Annotated in this window: 19 protein-coding genes; 9 read left to right on the top strand and 10 right to left on the bottom strand. The window is 70.7% G+C overall.

All coding sequences use genetic code 11. The features are described from left to right. Nucleotides 1–59: 59 nt before the first annotated feature. On the bottom strand, nt 60–845 hold the full coding sequence (locus L0P92_RS08465) for an AraC family transcriptional regulator (protein WP_234761887.1): 786 nt from the start codon (nt 843–845) through the stop codon (nt 60–62). A gap of 82 nt (nt 846–927) precedes the next feature. Between L0P92_RS08465 and L0P92_RS08460 the strand changes: the two genes are divergently transcribed. Continuing rightward, nucleotides 928–1,746: a phytanoyl-CoA dioxygenase family protein gene (locus tag L0P92_RS08460; protein WP_234761886.1), complete on the top strand. Its 819-nt coding sequence runs from the start codon at nt 928–930 to the stop codon at nt 1,744–1,746. Beyond that, nucleotides 1,743–2,027 carry a hypothetical protein gene (locus tag L0P92_RS08455; RefSeq protein ID WP_234761885.1) on the top strand — a complete coding sequence of 95 codons (285 nt, stop codon included), beginning with the start codon at nt 1,743–1,745 and terminating at the stop codon, nt 2,025–2,027. The genes L0P92_RS08460 and L0P92_RS08455 overlap by 4 nt, the downstream gene beginning before the upstream one ends. 59 nt (nt 2,028–2,086) lie before the next feature. Here L0P92_RS08455 and L0P92_RS08450 read toward each other — a convergent pair whose 3' ends face one another. Beyond that, nucleotides 2,087–3,193, bottom strand: a complete 1,107-nt coding sequence (locus L0P92_RS08450; protein WP_308289660.1) for a ricin-type beta-trefoil lectin domain protein — start codon at nt 3,191–3,193, stop codon at nt 2,087–2,089. Nucleotides 3,194–3,342: 149 nt separating this feature from the next. Further along, nucleotides 3,343–5,022, bottom strand: coding sequence for an extracellular solute-binding protein (locus tag L0P92_RS08445; RefSeq protein ID WP_234761883.1), 1,680 nt, complete (start codon nt 5,020–5,022; stop codon nt 3,343–3,345). Between the two features lie 587 nt (nt 5,023–5,609). Between L0P92_RS08445 and dhaK the strand changes: the two genes are divergently transcribed. The 3 genes from dhaK to L0P92_RS08430 are packed head-to-tail and all read left to right on the top strand — an operon-like array spanning nt 5,610 to nt 7,664. Continuing rightward, nucleotides 5,610–6,602 carry a dihydroxyacetone kinase subunit DhaK gene (gene dhaK, locus L0P92_RS08440; RefSeq protein WP_234761882.1) on the top strand — a complete coding sequence of 331 codons (993 nt, stop codon included), beginning with the start codon at nt 5,610–5,612 and terminating at the stop codon, nt 6,600–6,602. A gap of 47 nt (nt 6,603–6,649) precedes the next feature. After that, nucleotides 6,650–7,249 (top strand): dihydroxyacetone kinase subunit DhaL, encoded by a 600-nt coding sequence (dhaL, locus tag L0P92_RS08435; RefSeq protein ID WP_234761881.1) that lies wholly within the window; start codon nt 6,650–6,652, stop codon nt 7,247–7,249. Further along, nucleotides 7,242–7,664, top strand: coding sequence for a PTS-dependent dihydroxyacetone kinase phosphotransferase subunit DhaM (locus L0P92_RS08430; protein ID WP_234761880.1), 423 nt, complete (start codon nt 7,242–7,244; stop codon nt 7,662–7,664). The genes dhaL and L0P92_RS08430 overlap by 8 nt, the downstream gene beginning before the upstream one ends. 102 nt (nt 7,665–7,766) lie before the next feature. Here L0P92_RS08430 and L0P92_RS08425 read toward each other — a convergent pair whose 3' ends face one another. After that, nucleotides 7,767–8,441 carry a TetR/AcrR family transcriptional regulator gene (locus L0P92_RS08425; protein WP_372497219.1) on the bottom strand — a complete coding sequence of 225 codons (675 nt, stop codon included), beginning with the start codon at nt 8,439–8,441 and terminating at the stop codon, nt 7,767–7,769. 167 nt (nt 8,442–8,608) lie between these two features. On the opposite strand from L0P92_RS08425, the gene L0P92_RS08420 reads away from it, so the two are divergent. Beyond that, the gene (locus tag L0P92_RS08420) at nt 8,609–9,379 is read left to right on the top strand and encodes an SDR family NAD(P)-dependent oxidoreductase (protein ID WP_234761878.1); all 771 of its coding nucleotides are present in this window, start codon (nt 8,609–8,611) and stop codon (nt 9,377–9,379) included. 19 nt (nt 9,380–9,398) lie between these two features. On the opposite strand, the gene L0P92_RS08415 is transcribed toward L0P92_RS08420, so the two are convergent. After that, nucleotides 9,399–10,154 (bottom strand): glycoside hydrolase family 75 protein, encoded by a 756-nt coding sequence (locus L0P92_RS08415; RefSeq protein ID WP_234761877.1) that lies wholly within the window; start codon nt 10,152–10,154, stop codon nt 9,399–9,401. A 405-nt stretch (nt 10,155–10,559) separates the two neighbouring features. On the opposite strand from L0P92_RS08415, the gene L0P92_RS08410 reads away from it, so the two are divergent. Continuing rightward, the gene (locus L0P92_RS08410; RefSeq protein ID WP_234761876.1) at nt 10,560–11,543 is read left to right on the top strand and encodes a fibronectin type III domain-containing protein; all 984 of its coding nucleotides are present in this window, start codon (nt 10,560–10,562) and stop codon (nt 11,541–11,543) included. Between the two features lie 167 nt (nt 11,544–11,710). Further along, complete coding sequence (locus L0P92_RS08405; RefSeq protein WP_234761875.1) at nt 11,711–12,247, top strand: hypothetical protein; 537 nt, start codon at nt 11,711–11,713, stop codon at nt 12,245–12,247. 39 nt (nt 12,248–12,286) lie between these two features. Here the strand turns inward: L0P92_RS08405 and L0P92_RS08400 are convergent, their stop codons facing one another. From L0P92_RS08400 to L0P92_RS08385, 4 genes are all read right to left on the bottom strand, one after another. After that, nucleotides 12,287–12,838: a PadR family transcriptional regulator gene (locus L0P92_RS08400; protein WP_234761874.1), complete on the bottom strand. Its 552-nt coding sequence runs from the start codon at nt 12,836–12,838 to the stop codon at nt 12,287–12,289. A 31-nt stretch (nt 12,839–12,869) separates the two neighbouring features. Then, nucleotides 12,870–14,885, bottom strand: coding sequence for an NADPH-dependent 2,4-dienoyl-CoA reductase (locus L0P92_RS08395; RefSeq protein ID WP_234761873.1), 2,016 nt, complete (start codon nt 14,883–14,885; stop codon nt 12,870–12,872). 279 nt (nt 14,886–15,164) lie between these two features. Beyond that, on the bottom strand, nt 15,165–15,545 hold the full coding sequence (locus L0P92_RS08390; protein WP_234761872.1) for a hypothetical protein: 381 nt from the start codon (nt 15,543–15,545) through the stop codon (nt 15,165–15,167). 121 nt (nt 15,546–15,666) lie between these two features. After that, a complete protein-coding gene (locus L0P92_RS08385; RefSeq protein WP_234761871.1) occupies nt 15,667–16,539 on the bottom strand; it encodes a hypothetical protein in 873 nt (290 codons plus the stop codon). A 268-nt stretch (nt 16,540–16,807) separates the two neighbouring features. Here L0P92_RS08385 and L0P92_RS08380 point away from each other — a divergent pair, with 268 nt between their 5' ends. Then, nucleotides 16,808–18,886 carry a SpoIIE family protein phosphatase gene (locus tag L0P92_RS08380; protein WP_234761870.1) on the top strand — a complete coding sequence of 693 codons (2,079 nt, stop codon included), beginning with the start codon at nt 16,808–16,810 and terminating at the stop codon, nt 18,884–18,886. Nucleotides 18,887–18,968: 82 nt separating this feature from the next. Here the strand turns inward: L0P92_RS08380 and L0P92_RS08375 are convergent, their stop codons facing one another. Further along, nucleotides 18,969–19,811, bottom strand: coding sequence for a putative protein N(5)-glutamine methyltransferase (locus tag L0P92_RS08375; RefSeq protein ID WP_234761869.1), 843 nt, complete (start codon nt 19,809–19,811; stop codon nt 18,969–18,971). Nucleotides 19,812–20,051 lie beyond the last annotated feature (240 nt).

The following is a 20,051-nucleotide window of genomic DNA, read 5'->3' as shown; positions in this document are numbered from 1 at the left end:
GCTCCCAGGCGTGCGGGCGGGACCGTCCCGGCCCGAGGTGCGGCTGTCGTCCGGCGCCCTCACGGTCCTGAGCCGGCGGGCCCGGCAGGGGCAGCCGCACGTATGTCGCTCGGGCTCGCGCCGAGTTCACGGCGGCAGGCCTTGTTGAAGGCCTGGAGATCGGCGATGCCCACGGCCGCGGCGATGGCGGTGATGGACAGGGTGGAGGACAACAGGAGGTGGCGGGCGCGCTGAAGGCGCCGGTGCCGGATGTACGACACGACCGTACGACCGGTTTCGGCACGGAACACGCGCGTCAGGTGTGTGTGGGAGATTCCGACGGCGCGAGCGACGTCCGGTACGGACAGCGGGCCGGCCAGGTGTTCCTCGACGTAGGCCTGTGCGGCGGCCACGAAGGGGTGGCTGCGCCCGGCTCCCTCGCCCCTCGGCATCTCGGCGATGCGCCACAGAGCGGTCCAGACCTCGGCCGTGGCTCGTGCGGAAGAAGTCGGCATGGCTGTCACCGCGTGCCGGAGCAGATCGGCCAGGAGTGTGCTCTCGGCCGCGGCGTCCTGCATCACCGGCACCACCCGCGCGGTTCCGCCCTGCTGCAGCCGCAGATGGACGTAGAAGTGCTCCGACCTGCCCCGGTAGTGGAAGTGCACCTCGGTGTCCGGCGGCACCAGGCTGACGTGGCCGGGGCGAATGGGGTGCACGGACTGCCCGAGGGACAGCGCGCCCTCGTAGTTGTAGAGGTGCAGCTGCCACAGGTCGGGCAGCCGGAAGACGTCGTGGGCGGTGGAGACGCCGTGTACCCCGATGCCGGCGTCGACCACGGTGGGCGCCTCGTCGAGGCGTAGTGTCACGTGTTTCACGAGGATGGAAAATTACCAGTGCTGGATGAATTCAGCCCACGACCGAGCCGGGCAGGGCACGTACGTTCGTCGCATGTCAACCAGCAAGCAACTCCTGACATCGGTTCAGGTGGCGCGCTTCGTCGCGCAGGGGTTCCTGCGTCTGGACGGGGTGGTGCCGCGGGAGATCAATGAACGGGCCGTCGCGGCCTTGGCCGAGGGCCTGCCGGAAGTGTCCTACGGCACTCCGCTGGGCGGGGCGTTCGCGCCGGACACCTTCGTCCACGAGCTGCTCGCCCTGCCGGTCGTCGCAGGCGCCGTCGAGAGCCTGGTCGGCCCCGAGCCGACCGTCGACCACCATGCGGTTCATGTGCGCGAGCCGCACGAGGGACAGGCGCAGCCGCTCCACGGGGACGCGATCATCGACGTGCGGCCGGACGCGTTCGACATCCAGCTCATGTACTACCCGCACGAGGTGACCGCCGAGATGGGCGGCACCCTCAGCGTGCCCGGAAGCCATCTGCGCAGGATCAACGAGACGGACGTCGGACGCGTCCAGAATCTCCGGGGTCAGACCCGTCTGACCTGCCCGGCGGGCACGGTCGTTCTCCTGCACCACGGCATCTGGCACAGCGGCCGCCGCAACGACACCGCGGGCCGTCGTTATATGTACAAACTCCGCCTCAACCCAACCGTGCCGCAGGTGCGTCTGTGGGACGTCTCCGACCTGCACGACCCCGCGGTGACCGCGGAACTCAACACGTACTTCCCCTGGTACGAGTGGGCCACGGGCCGCCTGGAGATCTACAACCGGGTCCTGCTATGGCGGGCTCTGACCGGTGACGACTCCTTCGATGTCGAGTACTGGGTCACGCGCGTCAGCAACCGGCCGGCCCTGAGGAGTCACGCATGAGGCAGCAGGTTCTGGTCCTCTATCTCGCGACGTCGGCGCTCGACTCCGACGTCGTCGGCTGGTCCCGGTACGACGGGACCGGCAGGACCCGTCCGACGACCGGTGACAGCGACGAACCGCCCTATCCCACGGGGCTCGCCGCGCTGCACGACGGGTGGCGCCTGTTCCAGGCCTCCCAACTGCTGCCTCCGCAGTCCGGTCACGAGTACGACGTCTCCTTCCTGAAGCACGAGTTCTTCTTCGAGAAGGTGGAGGACGACTCACGCGGCAGCGGGCGTTGAGTCCCTGTTGCTTCTCCCGGGATCCGAGTCCGGAAAGGGTTCGGATCCCGGGAGCCGGATCATCCCGCGGTCAGCGTGGTCCACTTCTGGTTGGCACCGCCGTTGCAGTCCCACAGGTGGAGCTGCGTGCCGTCGGTCGTGGCGGAGCCCGGGATGTCGAGGCAGCGGCCGGAGGCGGGGTTGCGGTAGCCGCCGTTGAAGGGCTGCCAGACCTGGTTGGCGCCGCCGTGGCAGGACCAGAGCTGCACCTTGGTGCCGTTGGCGGTGGCCCCGCCGGCGGCGTCGAGGCACTTGCCCATGGAGCGCAGCGTGCCGTCGGTGTAGGCGGACCAGTACTGGTTGGCACCGTCGCCGCAGCTCCACGTCTGGACGGCGGTCCCGTCGGTGGTGGCGGCGCCGTTGACGTCCATGCACTTGCCGGCGATGCCGGACTGTACGCGGGCGGGGGCGGGGGCGGGGTTCTTCACCCACCCCGCGCTGTCCGCGGCCTGAACGCCGCGGTGGAAGGCGTCGGCCATCTTCTGGTAGCCCGAGTCGTTGGGGTGCAGGGGGTCGTCCAGGTCGGCCGTGGTCAAGCTGCTCATGTCGACGAACGCGACGTGTTTGCCCGCGGCCCGGGCGTCGCTGACGATCTGGCGGGTGGCCTGGTTGTACGTGCCTCGCCACCGCTCCTCCGAGCTGCTGGTGGACACGACGAGGGAGGCGACGAGGACGGTCGCGTCGGGGACGTCGGCGGTGATCTGGTTGACCAGCGATCTCAGCCGGGCGATGGCGGTGTCGACCTCGGAAGCCCCTTGGAGGTCGTTGGTGCCGATGTGCAGCGTCACGACATTGGGCCGGTAGCGGGTCAGCGAGGCGTCGGCGAGGGCGGCGATCTGGTCGATGCGGTATCCCGAGTGGCCTTCGTTGTCCGGGTCGGACATCGAACCGCCCCGCACCGTGCCCACGAAGTCCAGCGGATGGCCGTCCGCCGCGAGTCTGTCCCACAACGGGCCCCGGTAGCCGTTGCCCGTACTGCTTCCCACACCCCACGTTATCGAGTCACCCAACGGCATGACCCGCAAGGGCGTGTCGGAGGCGGCAGAGGCAGGAGCCACACCTGCCGCTGTCGCTCCGAACGTGGCGGCGACAAGCGTGATCAGGGGTAGGATCCAGGGCTTTCTCACGGAGTTTCCTCTCTTCTACGAGTGATGGCGGCCGAGGGTGATGTGGTCGGTGAGGTCCGTCCGACTTGCAGACGGAGAAGCAAGCTCGCTCCTCGACGGCCGCGGGCGGGACGAGTCCCGTCAGGCCCTGCTCCCGGCCGTGAGGGACATCAGTTGCCGCTGCCGTTCTTGTCGATGAGCTCCGCGTACCAGTCGCGCAGCTTGTCGCCGCCGGAGGACTTCCAGGTCGAGATGGCCTGCTGTATGTCGGACAGCTTCTTGTTGCCGCGCACGAAGTCGATCTCCAGCTGCTCGAACTGGCTGGAGAGGGTGGCGTAGCGGGTCGGCTCGACGATGTTCATGCCGTACGTGGACGTCTTCTTGACGAAGGCACCCTGCCGTTGCTGCCACTCGACCTGCTTGCGGGCGACCTCGGGGAAGTCGGGGTGGGCGAGGTAGGGAGCCGGGGCCGCCAGCAGCACCCAGGCGTTGTTCACCTCCTGGATACCCAGGTCGTTCTTGACCGGGACGCCGTCCTTGACCGTGTAGTGGGTGCCCTCGACGCCGTAGTCGATGGACATCCGCTCCTTGGTGCCGTAGGGCGCGGCCGCGAAGTTGGCGGCGGCCAGCGCGTTCTCGATCGTCTCCTTCGAGGCACCCTTGCGGATCATCGACCAGATCCCGGCCGGCTGGGGGGCGTACAGCGTCGGGTCGCCGCCGTCGGCGCCGAAGTAGTCCATGCCCTCGATCTGGAAGTCCGGGTTGGACGCGGCCTGTTCGGTGGTCTTGCCGTACCAGCTGGATATGTCGCCGTTGAAGACCAGGATCTCCCCGGCGGTGAACCGCTGACTGGGGTCGCCCGTGTTGGCCTTGTCGTCGGGATGGACCACGCCCGCGTCGAACAGCTTGCGGACCCACTCCAGGTGTTCGAGGTACTCGGGGTGCTCGTGGCGGTACGTCAGCTTGCCGTCGTCCCCGATGTTCCAGCCGAGGGTCCCGGCGGGGAGGAGCCCGAAGAAGGCCGCCGCCGCCCACCTCATGTCACCGCAGGCCCACACCTTGGCCTTGGAGCTGGTGGCCTCCTTGGCCCAGCCGAGGAACTCGTCGGGCGACTTGGGAACGGTGTAGCCCTTCTTGTCGAAGAGGTCCTTGCGGTAGTAGGGCACGATGCCGGGCGTGGCGGCGGCGGGCATCGGGATGCCGCGCAGGGCGCCGCCGAAGATGCCCATGCGCCAGGCGTCGGAGGGGATCGCTGCCAGGTTCGGGTACTTCTTGACCTTGTCGCCCGCGAGGTAGGGCCCGAGGTCCATGAACTTCGCGGTGACCGCGTTGGAGATCTTGCCGACCAGTTCCCAGCTCGGCACGACCACCATGTCGGGTACGGAGCTGGAGGCCAGGACCGCGCCGAGCTTCTCGCCGTAGGTGTTGCCGTCCTGGTTCTGCCAGGTGATCTTGGTGCCGGCCGCGGCGTCGAGCGCCGTGTAGTACGGGTTTCCGGGCTTCGGCGGGGAGCCCCAGAACGGCGACATGATCTTGACGGGGGCGCCGGTGCCGAGCTTGTCGGGGACCGAGGTCTTCAGGGCCGCGAGGTCGACCTTGCCGGTGTAGCCGGCCGCCGAGCCGTTCTTCGAGGGAAGGTCCGGCTGGGCGACCGAGCTGGCGACGTACGTCGGGAGCAGCTTGTCGGCGGCCTTGCCCGACGTGGCGCCCTCACGCGAGCCGGAGTCCGATCCGCCGCAGGCGGCGAGCAGCGGCATCCCACCGGCCACCGCTGCGGTGGCCACCGCCGTGGAGGCGAGGAAGCTTCTCCGGCTGGGTCCGGAAGGGACGGAGTCGGCGTTCGGCGTCATTGCGTCAACCCTTCAGGAAACATCCCATTACTGCGACGTGATGCGAGTCGAAGCGCTTCGATGTGCAGTGAGGTTAAGTGAAGGCATGGGGGTGCACAAGGGTCGCTTCCAAGATTCCCCCGAGGTACAGAAGGCACCTTTCTGCATGCTCTGCTTGAGGCAACGATGTCAATCTCGTGATGCTCTCTCTCAGTGCTCTGACAAGCATCGAAGCGCTTCGAAAGCTACTTCGCCCCGCCTCAAGAGAATCCCATGTGTCTGCCACACATGCCGCTCTCACCACAGCCGTTCCGTGACCGCAGCTGCCGTTCGCGGAGCCCGTCGACGGCCTTCTGTCGCGGCTCGCCAGCGACGAAAAGATGGGATCGCTGTACCAGTTCACGCCCACGGCTGAGGAGCGGCTGAAGCTGTCGTGACGAACGTCGGCGACCGGAACGCCGGCGCACGTGACCTTCACTGCCGCAAGGGCGATACTGCCGACACAGGGGCTCCGGCGACGACACGCACCACGGCCACCGAAACCTGTCGACCCGTCATTAGAGTCAGCAGGCCAGGAGCCTGGCTTCCAATCTCACCGGGAGGTTTCAATGAAGATGCTGATCAACGTCGCGGAAACCGTGGTCGCGGACGCGCTGCGCGGGATGGCGGCCGCCCATCCCGACCTGGTCGTCGACGTGGACAATCGGGTGATCGTACGGCGGGACGCCCCCGTGGCCGGGAAGGTCGGCCTGATCTCCGGTGGCGGGTCGGGGCACGAGCCGCTGCACGGTGGTTTCGTGGGTCCGGGGATGTTGTCGGCGGCCTGTCCGGGCGAGGTGTTCACCTCGCCGGTGCCCGACCAGATGGTGCGGGCCGCAGCAGCCGTGGACAGCGGGGCGGGTGTGCTGTTCATCGTGAAGAACTACACGGGCGACGTCCTCAACTTCGACATGGCCGCCGAACTCGCCGAGGACGAGGGCATCCAGGTCGCGAAGGTGCTGGTCAACGATGACGTGGCGGTCACCGACAGCCTCTACACGGCCGGGCGGCGCGGCACGGGCGCGACATTGTTCGTGGAGAAGATCGCCGGGGCGGCGGCGGACGAGGGGCAGCCGCTGGAGCGGGTGGAGGCCATCGGGCGGCAGGTCAACGAGAACGCCCGCAGCTTCGGCGTCGCCCTCAGTGCCTGCACCACGCCCGCCAAGGGCAGCCCCACCTTCGATCTGCCGCCCGGCGAACTGGAGTTGGGCATCGGCATCCATGGCGAGCCGGGCCGGGAGCGGCGCGCGATGATGACGTCGGGTGAGATCGCCGACTTCGCCGTGGGCGCCCTCCTGGAGGACATGACCCCGCGCAACCCCGTGCTCGTCCTGGTCAACGGCATGGGCGGGACACCGCTGTTGGAGCTGTACGGCTTCAACGCCGAGGTCCAGCGGGTACTCGCCCAGCGCGGGGTGGCCGTCGCCCACACCCTCGTCGGCAACTACGTCACCTCGCTCGACATGGCCGGCGCCTCCGTCACCCTGTGCCAGGTCGACGAGGAACTGCTGCGGCTGTGGAACGCGCCGGTGAAGACGCCGGGGCTGCGGTGGGGTATGTGAATCCGGAGTCGGACACCCGCAACGCACCCGCCACGCAAGGAGATCCAGTGCTCGACGCCGATTTCTTCCGCCGTTGGATGACGGCGACCGCCGCTTCCGTCGACCGTGAGGCGGAACGGCTCACCGCTCTCGACTCGCCCATCGGGGACGCCGACCACGGCAGCAACCTCCAGCGCGGCTTCAACGCCGTGACCGCGGCGCTGGAGAAGGAGGCCCCGCGGACACCCGGCGCGGTCCTGACGCTCGCCGGGCGGCAGCTCATCTCGACGGTCGGCGGGGCTTCAGGTCCGTTGTACGGGACCCTGCTGCGCCGGACCGGCAAGGCGCTCGGGGAAGCGGGCGAGGTGAGCGAGGACCAGTTCGCCCAGGCGCTGCGGGCGGGGGTGGACGCGGTCATGACGCTCGGTGGCGCGACGCCCGGCGACAAGACCATGATCGACGCGCTGGTGCCGGCCGTGGACGCGCTCGGCGACGGATTCACCGCGGCCCGGGCCGCCGCGGAGGAAGGTGCCCTGGCGACGACGCCGTTGCAGGCCCGCAAGGGGCGGGCGAGCTATCTCGGGGAGCGCAGTATCGGGCACCAGGACCCGGGTGCCACATCCTCGGCGCTGCTGATCGCGGGGCTGGCGGAGGCGCACGGTGAGTGACGAGCAGGACGGTGGGCGTGTCGTCGGGATCGTGCTCGTCTCGCACAGCGCACAGGTCGCCGCTTCGGTGGCCGAGCTGGCGCAGGGGCTCGCGGGCGGCGGGTCGGCGGTGCCGGTGGCACCGGCGGGCGGCACCGAGGGCGGCGAGCTCGGCACCAGCGCGGAACTGATCGCCGCGGCGGCGGCCTCCGTGGACCGCGGCGCCGGGGTCGCGGTCCTCACCGACCTGGGCAGCGCGGTCCTCACGGTGAAAGCCCTGCTCGCCGAGGGCGACGAACTCCCCGACAACACGCGCCTGGTGGACGCCCCGTTCGTCGAGGGCGCCGTCGCGGCGGTCGTCACGGCGTCAACAGGCGCCGACCTGGCGGCAGTCGAGGCCGCGGCCACGGAGGCGTACGCCTACCGGAAGACGTGAGACTGCCGGCGGCTGCCGACGGTCGACCTCGACTGTGGGCCATCGGCCATCGGCCATCGGCCATCGGCCATCGGCAGCCGCCTTACACCAGGGCCGGCCTCCCTACCCGACCCCCTCCGCCGCGACCTCCAACGCCACGCGCAGCGTCTCCGTCAGCTCCGTCTGTGCGGTCGTCCGGTCGGGGTGGGTGTCCGCGGTGTGCAAGGCGTAGTGCTCGACGGCCGCGCGCAGGGCCGCGTTGAACATCGCCGCCTGGATCGTCGGACGCAGGTCGTCGGCGGGGAGCCCGGCCCGCTCGGCGAGGGCGCGGGCGAACGCCGGTTCGGCCTCGTCGTACGTCTGGAGCCAGATCGCGCGCAGGCCGGGCTCGGTGCGGGTCAGACGTACCAGCGCGCCGACGGTCGCCCGGTCGGGGCCGGCGAGCGGACCGTCCTCGTCGGCGCGTTCCGAGTCGAAGATCCCGTCGAGGGGCCGGCCCGGGCCCCAGCGCCGCAGTGAGTCGGCGATCCGGTCGATGCCGGCCGAGAACAGCGGCCGTACGCAGCTCTCCTTGCTCGGGAAGTAGCGCCACACGGTCCGCGAGGAGACCCCGACCGCGGCGCCGATCTGCTCGCCCGTGGTCGCCGCCACCCCCTGGGTGACGAACAACTCCACGGCGGCACGCGCGATCTCCAGCCGGATCTCGGCCTTGCGCTCCTCCGTCAGGGGCGGGCGCCCCGTGGGTCGGCTCACGGCCCGACTCGTGGGTCGGCTCGTACGTCCACGGGCTGCGGTCATGTTCTCCTCCGGCCGGCGCTGGTCGCTCTCCCGGAATTCTCCCCGACCGGAATTCTCCTCGACATCGCCCTCAAGACTTTATGTCACTCAGAGACATAAAGTCGTATGGTGTGGCCCCGGGCGCGTTCGACGACGCCGCCCCTCGGACACACGGATGGGAGCACCTCATGAGCGGCGGACTGGACGGGCTGGACGGACGCGGCGTCATCGTCACGGGAGCGGGTTCGGGCATCGGGCGTGCGGCCGCCCTGGCCTTCGCCAGGGAGGGGGCCAGGGTGGTGGTGGCCGACCTGAACGCCGAGGGCGCGGAGGCGGTCGTCAAGGAGATCGAGCGGACGGGCGGCGACGCGGTGGCCGTCGTCGGCGACCTGAGCGAGCAGGGCGTCGTCGACCGGGTGGTCGAGACCGCCGTCGAGCGGTTCGGCGGCGTGGACGTCCTGGTCAACAACGCCGGGATCATGGACCGCATGTCGGCCCTCGCGGACGTGAGCGACGCCGAGTGGGAGCGGGTCATACGGGTCAACCTCACCGCCCCGTTCCTGCTCACCCGGGCGGTGCTGCCGCACATGCTCGAGGCGGGCCGGGGTGCCATCGTGAACACGGCGTCCGAGGCCGGCCTGCGCGGCAGCGCGGCGGGCGCCGCGTACACGGCGTCGAAGCACGGCGTGGTGGGGCTGACGAAGTCCCTGGCGGTGATGTACCGCAAGCAGGGGATCCGCGCCAACGCCATAGCCCCGGGCGGCACTCAGACCGGCATCGTCGTGGACGCGGCGCCGGACGCGCACGGACCGGCGGCTCTCGGACCGCACTTCGTCAACCTCGGCAGGCTGGCCCGGCCGGAGGAACAGGCGGCCGCCATCGTGTTCCTCGCCTCGGACGCGGCAAGCAACATCAACGGCGTGATCCTGCCCGTGGACGACGGCTGGTCGGCGGTCTGACGGCCCATCAGGCGCATCCCTACCGGCCGTACGACGAGCCGTGCCGTTTGTCGTATGAACTGCCGTACGTCACACCGTCCACGAACTGCCTCGCCAGCCGCTCCCCCACCCTCGCGGCGGCCGCCGCGTCCTCGATGGGCGTCACCCGCGAGCCCTTGAAGACGATGTAGGTGACGCCGGAGGCCGTGCCGCCGGTGCGCGGATCGGGCGGGATGCCAAGGGCTTTGGCGGTGGCGTACGACGCCTCGCCGATGATGTCGCGCGGGCCGACGTCGCCGACGACCGCGTACCGCACCCGGCCTCGGTAGACGACGGCCGCGACCGCGCCGCCGTGCATGCCGTCGGCGTCGTGGTCCCAGATGCCGCTCGGGGTGGGTACGACGATGTACGGGAGGCGTTCGGCGTTCAAGTGGCGGCCGTCGGACTGCTGATAGGCCGTCGTGGCGGAGAAGTAGGGATCCGTACGGCGGTTGCAGTGGCCGGTGGGCTGTCCGTCGCAGTCGATGTCCATGTCCGCCTTCCAGAACACCGCGCCCCTCGTCCCGCAGACCGGGATCTTCGCGGGCGCTCGGCCGTCGCTGCGGTATCGACCCCGCGAAACGGGGGCGCAGTCGCGCACCTTGGACAGCAGGTCGGCGGCGCTGACTTCGGCGTCGACCTCGCGGCGCACCTCGGGCCCTTCGTCCGCCGCGGGTGGCGTGGGCGGCGCCGTGGGCGTCGTCGGGGCGAGCAGCGCGGCGCCCGCCGCGACCAGCGTCAGCGACTGGAAACGCACGATGGGAACCCTCTCGGCGGGAACACTGACGGACACCGATCGGGACACTGCCGAAAATCAGCCCAAACTGGTGTCATTCCGATCATGTTGCCATCAGTGGGCTCTTACGGTGCGCACCCCGGCGACACGGCGATGTCCTCGAACTTCCGCCAGGGGCCGGGGGTCTGGGTCCGTGAAGGTCCCGACTCCCCGGCCACCCGCGTCCGGCGCGGGTTCAGCGACGACAGCGTGCCCGCGCACGCGGCATGAACTCCCCGGAACTCATGGCGAGTTCAGCCGTGCGGAGCTTCAGCATACGTAACGCCGCGGACGACTCACCAACTACCGCCCTCTTGATGTGATCGCGCCAGCCACGCCATATTGGTCCGGACCATTGCCGCGAGTCCGCCCCCGGGAGGCAGAGTCGTGCGACGCGTTCTCGTACTCGTTTCCGCCCTCTGCGCAATGCTCGCCCTGCTCTCGTCCTGCGCCTGGGGCGACCCGGACGGAAACGGCGGCCGGCCGCCCGGTGCGCCGACCGGTGTCACGGCCGAGGCGGGCAGTGCGACCAGCGTGCACGTGATGTGGAACGCGGTCGTCACGGACCGGGGCGTCCATGTCTACGAGGTGTATCGGGGCACCACAAAGGTCAAGGAAGTGCCGGGTTCCGCGCACATGGTGGATGTCACCATGCTGAAGCCCTCCACCCCTTATGCCTTCACCGTGCGGGCCCGTGACAAGGACGGGCGTCTCGGGCCGCCGAGCAGGCAGGTCCGGGCCACGACCCCGGCGGCGGTAGCCGCCGACCGCACGGCTCCGACACGCCCGGGGAAGGTCACCGGCCGCGCGGTGGGCAGCCGGGCGGTTCAGCTGTCGTGGTCGAAGGCCACGGACGACCGGGACGTGGTGTCGTACGACATCCATCAGGGCGGCACGAAGATCCACAGTGTGGGCGGCAACCAGACGGCGACCGTGGTCACCGGGCTCAGGCCGGGCACGCGCTACTCGTTCACCGTCCGGGCCCGGGACGCGGCCGACAACGTCTCACCGGCCACGCCGGCCGTCCGCATCACCACGCCCGGGACGGACGACGGCCGCGGCACGGCGCCGACCGACTTCCGGGCGACGACCCGTCTGGCGGACGGCGCGTACCACCTCGACCTGAGCTGGGTGCCGCCGCGCACGGACGGCGTCGTCACGGAGTACGAGGTCCGCCTGGACGGGCGTACGGCCACCTCGCTGGTGTACGGCGGTGCCGCGCCGCGCGGACGGGCCACCTACAGCTTCTACCTGGGACCGGAGGCCGAGGTCGAGCACCGGGTCCGGATCCGGATCCGGGGCAGGCTACCGGACGGCACCTGGGGCGGCTTCTCGGCGGAGCGGACGGTGACGACCGGCGCGCAGGGCTGAGGAGCGGTCCGGTGTCCCCCGGATGCAGCAGCGTGTCACCTGACCGGGTCCGGTCCGCATGCGGGTCGGCCCCCCGGCGCGTTGGCTGCCCCTGAGGCAGCACGGGCGTTCCCGACCCTCGGCGGCGCAACGGACGTACCGCCAACCGTGCCGCCGGAGGGCATTCCATGCGCAATTCATCGCTATTCCTCCGCTCGGGCCTGACCGTGGCAGCCGCCTCTCTTCCCTTTGTCGTGGCCGCGGGTTCGGCCGCCGCGGTCTCGGGGATCTCCGTGAGCACCACCGGGTCGACGGTCTCCGTCACGACCAGTGCGTGCAGCAACGTCAACGGCAGCTGGGGCACCGCTTCCCTGCTCAACAGCCGGCAGGCGAACTTCGCCCAGGGCCGCCAGGTCTCCCTGTCGGGGACGGACGCCCTGCAGTCGGCGGCCTGGTCGGGCGTGAGCCCGGGCACGTACACCGTCATCGTCCAGTGCTCCGACGGCAAGACGGCGGGAACCCAGTCGGTCATCGTCTCGGGCCCCTCCCCCACCCGAACGATCTCCACCACGGCCTCGCCGTCGCGCGGTGTCATGGGCGGCATGGGCGGCGGCACGAAGGACTACGGCACGCTCACGCTGGTGGGCGGCGGTGTCCTGGTGGGCGCGGGTGTCGCGGCCACGGCCTGGTTCCTGCGCCGCAAGTCGAAGCCGTACCGGCTCTGACACCCCTTCGGAGTCCGACGCCGCTGCCGGCCCCTCGGCTCACGCCGTCTCGTGTCCCGGCAGTTCCGCGAACTCCTCCAGTGCGCGCGAGAGCCACTGCGTCCAGAAGGTCTCCAGATCGATGCCGGCCCGCAGCACCAGATGCCGCAGCCGGTCCTGGGAACTGTCCTTGCCGGGCGGGAAGTCGCGCTTCTCGATCTCCTCGTACTCGGCCAACTGCCACCGGTGGAGGTCGAGATGACGGCGCAGGTCGGCCTCGATTCCGTCGGTCCCGACCACCGCCGCGGCCCGCATCCGCAGCAGCAGGGGGTCGCGGTGGGGCTTGGGGTCCTGGGACGCGGCGGTCCAGCGGGCCAGTTCGGCGCGGCCCGCCGGCAGAACCTCGTAGCTCTTCTTCTGCCCGCGGGCCGGCTGTGCGCTCGGCAGGGTGCGGATGAACCCGTCGGCCTCCAGTTTTCCCAGCTCGCGATAGATCTGCTGGTGCGTCGCCGACCAGAAGTACCCGATCGACCGGTCGAAGCGACGGGTCAGCTCCAGCCCCGAGGACGGCTTTTCGACCAGGGCGGTGAGGATCGCGTGCGGGAGTGACATGAGCTCATCCTAGGGACGCGTCGGCGCGCCCCTACAGGCTCGCCGCCAGCTCCGTGCCCTGCTTGATGGCACGCTTGGCGTCCAGTTCGGCGGCCACGTCGGCGCCGCCGATGAGGTGCGCGGCGCGGCCCGCCGCGAGCAGGGCCTCGTACAGGTCGCGGCGCGGCTCCTGCCCGGTGCACAGCACGATGGTGTCGACCGGCAGGACGGTGCTCTCCTCGCCGACGGTGACATGCAGTCCGGCATCGTCGATCCGGTCGTAGCGCACGCCCGGGACCATGGTGACGCCGCGGTGCTTGAGCTCGGTGCGGTGGATCCAGCCGGTGGTCTTGCCGAGACCGGCGCCGACCTTGGTGGTCTTGCGCTGGAGCAGGTGGACGGTGCGCGGCGGGGCGGGGCGCTCGGGGGCGGCGAGGCCGCCGGGGCCGGTGTAGTCCATGTCGACGCCCCACTGGCGGAAGTACGTCGCCGGGTCCTCGCTCGCCTTGTCACCGCCGTCGGTGAGGAACTCGGCGACGTCGAAGCCGATGCCGCCGGCGCCGAGGACGGCGACGCGGTCGCCGACGGGGGCGCCGTCGCGCAGGACGTCGAGGTAGCCGACGACGCTCGGGTGGTCGATGCCGGGGATGTCGGGGGTGCGGGGGGTCACGCCGGTGGCGACGACGACCTCGTCGTAGGCGACGAGGTCCTCGGCCGACACCCAGGTGTTCAGGCGTACGTCGACGCCCTGCCAGTCGAGCTGATGGCGGAAGTAGCGCAGGGTCTCGTCGAACTCCTGCTTGCCGGGGACCTTGCGGGCGACGTTCAGCTGGCCGCCGATCTCGCTCGCGGCGTCGAACAGCGTGACGTCGTGGCCGCGTTCGGCCGCGCTGACGGCACAGGCGAGGCCGGCCGGTCCGGCGCCCACGACGGCGACCCTCTTGCGGCGCCGGGTCGGGGACAGGGTCAGCTCGGTCTCGTGGCAGGCGCGCGGGTTGACCAGGCAGGACGTGATCTTGCCGCTGAACGTGTGGTCGAGGCAGGCCTGGTTGCAGCCGATGCAGGTGTTGATGGCCTCCGGCTTCCCGGCGGCGGCCTTGGCGACGAAGTCGGGGTCGGCGAGCATCGGGCGGGCCATCGACACCATGTCCGCGGCGCCGTCCGCCAGCAACTCCTCGGCCAGTTCCGGGGTGTTGATGCGGTTGGTGGTGACGAGCGGGACCGACACCTCGCCCATCAGCCGCTTGGTGACCCAGGTGTACGCGCCGCGCGGCACGGAGGTGGCGATGGTCGGGATGCGGGCCTCGTGCCAGCCGATGCCGGTGTTGATGATCGTCGCACCGGCGGCCTCGACGGCCTTGGCGAGCGTGATGACCTCGTCGAGGGTCGATCCGCCGGGCACGAGGTCCAGCATGGACAGCCGGTAGACGATGATGAAGTCCTCGCCGACGGCCTCGCGCACCCGCCGGACGATCTCCACCGGGAAGCGCGTGCGGTTCTCGTACGAGCCGCCCCAGCGGTCGGTGCGCCGGTTGGTCTGCGTGGCGATGAACTCGTTGATGAGGTAGCCCTCGGAGCCCATGATCTCCACGCCGTCGTACCCGGCCTGGCGGGCGAGGCGGGCGGCACGCGCGTAGTCGTCGATGGTCCGCTCGACGTCGGCGTCGGTGAGCTCGCGGGGCGGGAAGGGGCTGATCGGCGCCTGGAGCGGGCTCGGGGCGACCAGGTCCTGGTGGTAGGCGTACCGGCCGAAGTGCAGGATCTGCATCGCGATCCGGCCGCCCTCGCGGTGCACGGCGTCGGTGATGACCCGGTGCTGCTCGGCCTCCGCCTCGGTGGTGAGCTTGGCGCCGCCCTCGTACGGCCGGCCCTCGTCGTTGGGCGCGATGCCGCCGGTGACGATGAGCCCCACTCCCCCGCGGGCGCGCTCCGCGTAGAAGGCCGCCATGCGCTCGAAGCCGCGCTCGGCCTCCTCCAGGCCCACGTGCATGGAGCCCATCAGGACGCGGTTGGGCAACGTGGTGAAGCCCAGGTCCAGCGGGCTCAGCAGGTGCGGGTAACGGCTCATCGGGGGCCCTCCGTGCGCGGTGTCGTGCCTGACGTAGTTGTAGAGGACCGGAGAGCCTTTATGCAACTAGTTGCACAACCGGGGGAGGGTGACACGGGACACGATCGTCTCGGGCGAGTGGTCGGCCGCGGGTAGGAGGTGGTTGCTCGCGCAGTTCCCCGCGCCCCTGAAAGAAGGGCGTGCAGTGGACGCCCTCAAGGGGCGCGGGGAACTGCGCGACCAGCCCCCACGCACCCGCAGCCGCCACGAATCCGCGACCCACCCCCCACAGCCGGCGAATCACATCGGACCGGGGCGACTCTCCAGCACCACGTGCAGCTCACGCTCCTGGTCACCCGACGCGGAGGCGAGATCGTGCACCGTGAACAGGGAGTCCAGCGTCGTACGGAGCCGTTCGATCGCCCAGTAGCCGCCCTGCGCGTCGGCCTCGACGGACGACGAGAGCCGAGCAGGAGGCGGACACTCGTGCGCGTCCGTCACCTCGAACGTGCCGAGCCACACCATCGGGCGCGTCTCGTGGAGCTGCTGCGGCACGTCCTCGGGGCCCCGGTCGGACTCGAAGCACGCGCACAGCGCGTCGAACACGATCCGGGCGTCTTCCTTGTTGCATCCGCTGATCTCGACGGAGACGGGTTCCTCGTGCATTCGTTCACGGTCCATCGTGATCGCTCCTCTCGTGGCCGCACCGCGGTACCACGGGTAGCCCGCGGAACCGGACCCAACCCCCAGAAAAGCACCACCCGAGAGCGAGCACTACCTGCGGAACCGCCCCGTCCGCACCTCAGCTCCTAGTGAACCGGTAGGTCTTGCTGTCCGTCAGCACACAGAAGTCCGGCGAGATGACGATCACGCGCAGGGTGCCGGTACGGCGGTCGTAGTCGATGCCCTCCGTCTCGAAGTCGCCCGAGCAGGAACTGCGCAGCGGGAGCTGGCGCAGGGCCGTGACCTGGCCGGTGACGTCGGAGGTCCCCGGCTCGGCGGAGAGGTCGATCCGCAGCAGCGGCTTGGTCATGCCGAAGAGGGTTCCGGCCGGGTCGTCGGAGGAGCACAGCAGGGTCGTGGCGTCGAGGAAGTCGCAGCCCTGGACGTCGCGTACGGCGTGGTCCAGCCGGACGCTGGAGGTCCAGGGGAGGTTCGCCGAGGGTGAGGTACTGGGGTTGACGCCCGGTGTGGGGTGGACCAGCAGCCGGGTCATGGTGCCCCACTCGCCCGAGACCATCCACTGGCCGCCGGGCGTGACGGCGGCGAAGGAGTTGTTCAGCGCCTCCCCAGAACCCAGCGTGTGGACGTACTCGGCCCAGGTCCCGTCCGGGGCCTGCACCCGGAACATCTTCGCGGTGCCCGAGTCCGCCTGGTACGGCTCGATGTAGTAGCCGTCATAGGAGGCGTCCGGGTCACCCACGTGGTTCCAGCCGCGGCTGCTGACCGAGACGGGGATGGTGCCGATGCCCGTGTACCGGTTGGGGCTGTTCGCCGGGACCTCGACCGAGGCCAGGCCCTGGCTCTCGGTCAGCGGGTCGGCACGGTCGGAGCCCACCTCCGTCCAGGTGTCGGCGGCCTGCGCGGGCGTCGCGGTGGACAGCACGGCGGCGGAGGCGAGGGCGACGAGGCCGGTGAGAGCGGCGTGACAACGTTGCCGGGCGCGCAGGGCCATGGAAGGACTCCTTGGGGGGTGGGTGCGTGTCGGCGGACAGTTTGGCGGGCCGCCGTAGTCATGTACAGGCCAAGCGGAGGAACGTGTGCTGTCTGTTCGGCCACAGTCGTCCGCCCACGTGATGACTTCGCCGTACGTCCGCCCTCGTGTTGAGGGATGGTGGAGGAGAACGACCGAGGGGGCCCGGAGACGGTTGAACGCGGTAGAACAAGGGGAGTCGGCACGGGGGAACGGCGTGCCGCGAAACTGGGCGAAGGCGGTGCGTGGGATGTCTGCAGCCGAACCTCCCGTGACCGAGGGCGACGAGCCCGTGCGCGGGCCGGTGGGGCCGAGCGGGCTGCTCGACGTGCTGGGCGTGGCCTCGGTGGTGCTGGACACCGACGGGCGCATCGTGCTGTGGAGTCCCCAGGCGGAGGAGCTGTTCGGCTACTCGGCGCAGGAGGCGCTGGGCGAGTACGCGGCCCGGATCATGGTCCACGAGCAGTACCTGGACCTCGTCGTCAAACTGTTCTCCGACGTCATGGAGACCGGTGAGGGCTGGGCCGGGGCGTTCCCGATCCGGCGCAAGGACGGCAGTACGCGGCTGGTGGAGTTCCGCAACATGCGGCTGCTGGACGACGAGGGGGACGTGTACGCGCTGGGCCTGTGCGCCGACCAGTCGACCGTGCGCCAGGTGGAGCGGGACGTCGCGCTGTCGACGCGGACGATCGCGCAGGCACCGATCGGCCTTGCCGTGCTGGACACCGAGCTGCGGTACGTCTCGGTGAACGAGGCGCTGACGCAGCTCAACGGCATCTCGGCCGAGGACCATCTCGGCCGTACGCCGCGTGAGCTGCTGCCCGACGTCGACGCCGACGTCATCGAAGCGGCTCTGCGCGAGGTGCTGCGGACCGGTGATCCTCTCATCAACCAGCGCATCACGGGCCGCACCCCGGCCGATCCGGACCGGGAGCACTTCTGGTCCATCTCCCTGTACCGGCTGGAGGACACGGCAGGCACGGTGCTCGGCGTCGCCGGGATGGCCGTGGACATCACCGAGCAGCACCAGGCCGCCGTGGAGGCCGAGACGGCACGGCGGCGCCTGGCGCTCATCGCCGACGCCTCCGCCCGGATCGGCACCACCCTGGAGCTGGACCGCACGGCGCGCGAGCTGGCCGACGTCGCGGTGCCGGAGCTCGCCGACGTGGCGGCCGTGGATCTGTTGGAAGCCGTGGTGGAGGGCAGACGCAGCAGCCTGGGCCCCGCGGAGTCGGCGGTGATCCGTGCCCTGGCCGTCCGCGCGGCACACGACACGGAGGCGCTCGACGCCGCCGACCAGCCCGGGCAGGTCGCCCGCTACGGTCCGGACCGCCTGGTCACCGAGTGCGTGCGCACCGCGAGCCCGGTGATGGTGACACAGGTCGAGGAGAAGGACCTGCCACGCATCGCGCGCTCCCCCGAGGCCGCCGTCCAGCTGGGCCGCGCGGGCGTGCACTCCTATCTGGCGGTGCCGCTGATCGCGCGCGGCGAGGTGCTCGGCGCCCTAGACCTCAAGCGGACCCGCAATCCGCTGCCGTTCAGCGAGGACGACCTGCTGCTGGCCCGTGAGCTCGCGGCCCGCGCGGCCGTGCAGATCGACAACGCCCGCTGGTACCAGAACGCCCGCGACACCGCCCTCACCCTCCAGCGCAGCCTGCTGCCGAGCCATCCGGCGGTGACCGGCGGACTGGAGGTCGCCTCCCGCTACCAGCCCGCGGGCGCCAGCGCCGAGGTCGGCGGCGACTGGTTCGACGTGATCCCGCTGGAGGACGGCAAGACCGCGCTGGTCGTCGGCGATGTGATGGGCAGCGGCATCGACGCCGCGACCACCATGGGCCGGCTGCGCACGGCGACGCACACGCTGGCCTCCCTCGACCTCGAACCGGCACGGCTCCTGGAGCACCTCGACAAGATCACCGAGGGCCTCGACCACTCCATCGCCACCTGCGTCTACGCCATCCACGACCCCCGGCTGCGCCAGTGCCGGATCGCCAACGCCGGACACCTTCCGCCCGTCCGCCTCCGCCCCGGCGACGCGCCGGAGCTCCTCGAACTGCCCACCGGGGTGCCGCTGGGCGTGGGCGGGGTCCCGTTCTCCACGACCACGATCGACCTCGAACCCGGCGACCGCCTCGTCTTCTACACCGACGGCCTCGTCGAGACCCGCCAGCACCCGCTCGACGAGCGCCTGGCCGCGCTGCTGGAACTCCTCGACGGCCCCGACCGCCCGCTGGAGGAGGTCTGCGACCTCCTGCTGCGCACCCTGCACCGGCCCGAGAACGCCGACGACGTGGCACTGCTCATCGCCCGTGTGCTGATGCCCGGTTGATGAGGGCGGAGCCGGGGAGGGCAGGGCCGGGGAGGGCGGTACGGTCCCTGGAGAGCCCTTCGAGCAGCGGCGCTGTGACCTCCTAGCCTCCGGCCGGACTAAGGCCGACGACGACATTCGCGTACCGCTCCTCGGAGGCGATCAGCCGCGCCGACAGTCCACTGCGGGTGAAGGCGTCCAGGGCCGTCGGTGCCTGGCGTTCACTCGTCTCGACCAGCAGACAGCCGCCGGGCGCCAGCCACCGGGGAGCCTCGGCGGCGACCCGGCGCAGGACGTCGAGGCCGTCCGCGCCGCCGTCGAGGGCGACGCGCGGCTCGTGGTCGCGGGCCTCAGCGGGCAGGAGCCCGACTTCGTCGCTGGGTACGTATGGCACGTTCGCCGCGAGGATGCCGACGCAGCCGCGCAGGCTGCCGGGCAGCGCCTCGAAGAGGTCACCCGCGTGCACCTGACCGCCGAAGGGCGCCACATTGCGGCGAGCACAGCGCACCGCAGCCGGGTCGATGTCGGCGGAGTGCAGCTCGACGCCGCCGAGTGCGGCGGCCAGTGCGGCACCGACCGCGCCCGAGCCGCAGCACAGGTCCACGACCACGGACGCGTCCGGGGCATGGGCGAGTGCCTGCTCGACGAGGAACTCGGTGCGGCGGCGGGGCACGAAGACACCGGGTTCCACGGCGATGCGCAGCCCGCGGAACTCGGCCCAGCCGAGGACGAGTTCGAGGGGCAGTCCGGTGACACGCCGGTCCACCATGGCGGCGAGTTCGTCCGGGGTGCCGGCGGCGGCCAGGATCAACCGGGCCTCGTCCTCGGCAAAGACACAGCCGGCGGCGCGCAGCGCGGAGACGACGGCGTCGGGCGTCAGCGGCGAGGGGGAGGAAGACGAGGAGGAAGGTGAAGGGGAGGAAGACGAGGAGGGGAGAGGGGGCATGGAAGCCGAGAGCCTTTCGGAAGCCGAAGGGTGCTCTCGCGGTCGCCTACTGGCGGTGATCCGCGCCGATTCGAGGTGAGAGCACCCGACCTGACACAGCGGTAATGGGTCTCACCTCCTTGGACTCCAGCACGGTCGGGACGGCCCCGACCGGACGGCAACCCTACCCCAACCGACCCGGCTCGGGGCGGGTCACCGGAGCGCGTACGGTTGGATGAACAGAACACTGATCACGCTCGA

This window comes from Streptomyces muensis (assembly GCF_021474425.1).
GTDB classification, from domain to species: domain Bacteria; phylum Actinomycetota; class Actinomycetes; order Streptomycetales; family Streptomycetaceae; genus Streptomyces; species Streptomyces muensis.
This window is presented reverse-complemented; position numbering and strand designations above follow the sequence as displayed.

Excerpts from the sequence above, each read along its gene's own strand:
- L0P92_RS08460 (WP_234761886.1), top strand. The coding sequence starts at position 928 with ATGTCAACCAGCAAGCAACTCCTGACATCGGTTCAGGTGGCGCGCTTC.
- L0P92_RS08455 (WP_234761885.1), top strand. The coding sequence starts at position 1,743 with ATGAGGCAGCAGGTTCTGGTCCTCTATCTCGCGACGTCGGCGCTCGAC.
- L0P92_RS08445 (WP_234761883.1), bottom strand. The coding sequence starts at position 5,022 with ATGACGCCGAACGCCGACTCCGTCCCTTCCGGACCCAGCCGGAGAAGC.
- dhaK (WP_234761882.1), top strand. The coding sequence starts at position 5,610 with ATGAAGATGCTGATCAACGTCGCGGAAACCGTGGTCGCGGACGCGCTG.
- L0P92_RS08425 (WP_372497219.1), bottom strand. The coding sequence starts at position 8,441 with ATGACCGCAGCCCGTGGACGTACGAGCCGACCCACGAGTCGGGCCGTG.
- L0P92_RS08420 (WP_234761878.1), top strand. The coding sequence starts at position 8,609 with ATGAGCGGCGGACTGGACGGGCTGGACGGACGCGGCGTCATCGTCACG.
- L0P92_RS08405 (WP_234761875.1), top strand. The coding sequence starts at position 11,711 with ATGCGCAATTCATCGCTATTCCTCCGCTCGGGCCTGACCGTGGCAGCC.
- L0P92_RS08400 (WP_234761874.1), bottom strand. The coding sequence starts at position 12,838 with ATGTCACTCCCGCACGCGATCCTCACCGCCCTGGTCGAAAAGCCGTCC.
- L0P92_RS08395 (WP_234761873.1), bottom strand. The coding sequence starts at position 14,885 with ATGAGCCGTTACCCGCACCTGCTGAGCCCGCTGGACCTGGGCTTCACC.
- L0P92_RS08390 (WP_234761872.1), bottom strand. The coding sequence starts at position 15,545 with ATGGACCGTGAACGAATGCACGAGGAACCCGTCTCCGTCGAGATCAGC.
- L0P92_RS08385 (WP_234761871.1), bottom strand. The coding sequence starts at position 16,539 with ATGGCCCTGCGCGCCCGGCAACGTTGTCACGCCGCTCTCACCGGCCTC.
- L0P92_RS08380 (WP_234761870.1), top strand. The coding sequence starts at position 16,808 with ATGTCTGCAGCCGAACCTCCCGTGACCGAGGGCGACGAGCCCGTGCGC.
- L0P92_RS08375 (WP_234761869.1), bottom strand. The coding sequence starts at position 19,811 with ATGCCCCCTCTCCCCTCCTCGTCTTCCTCCCCTTCACCTTCCTCCTCG.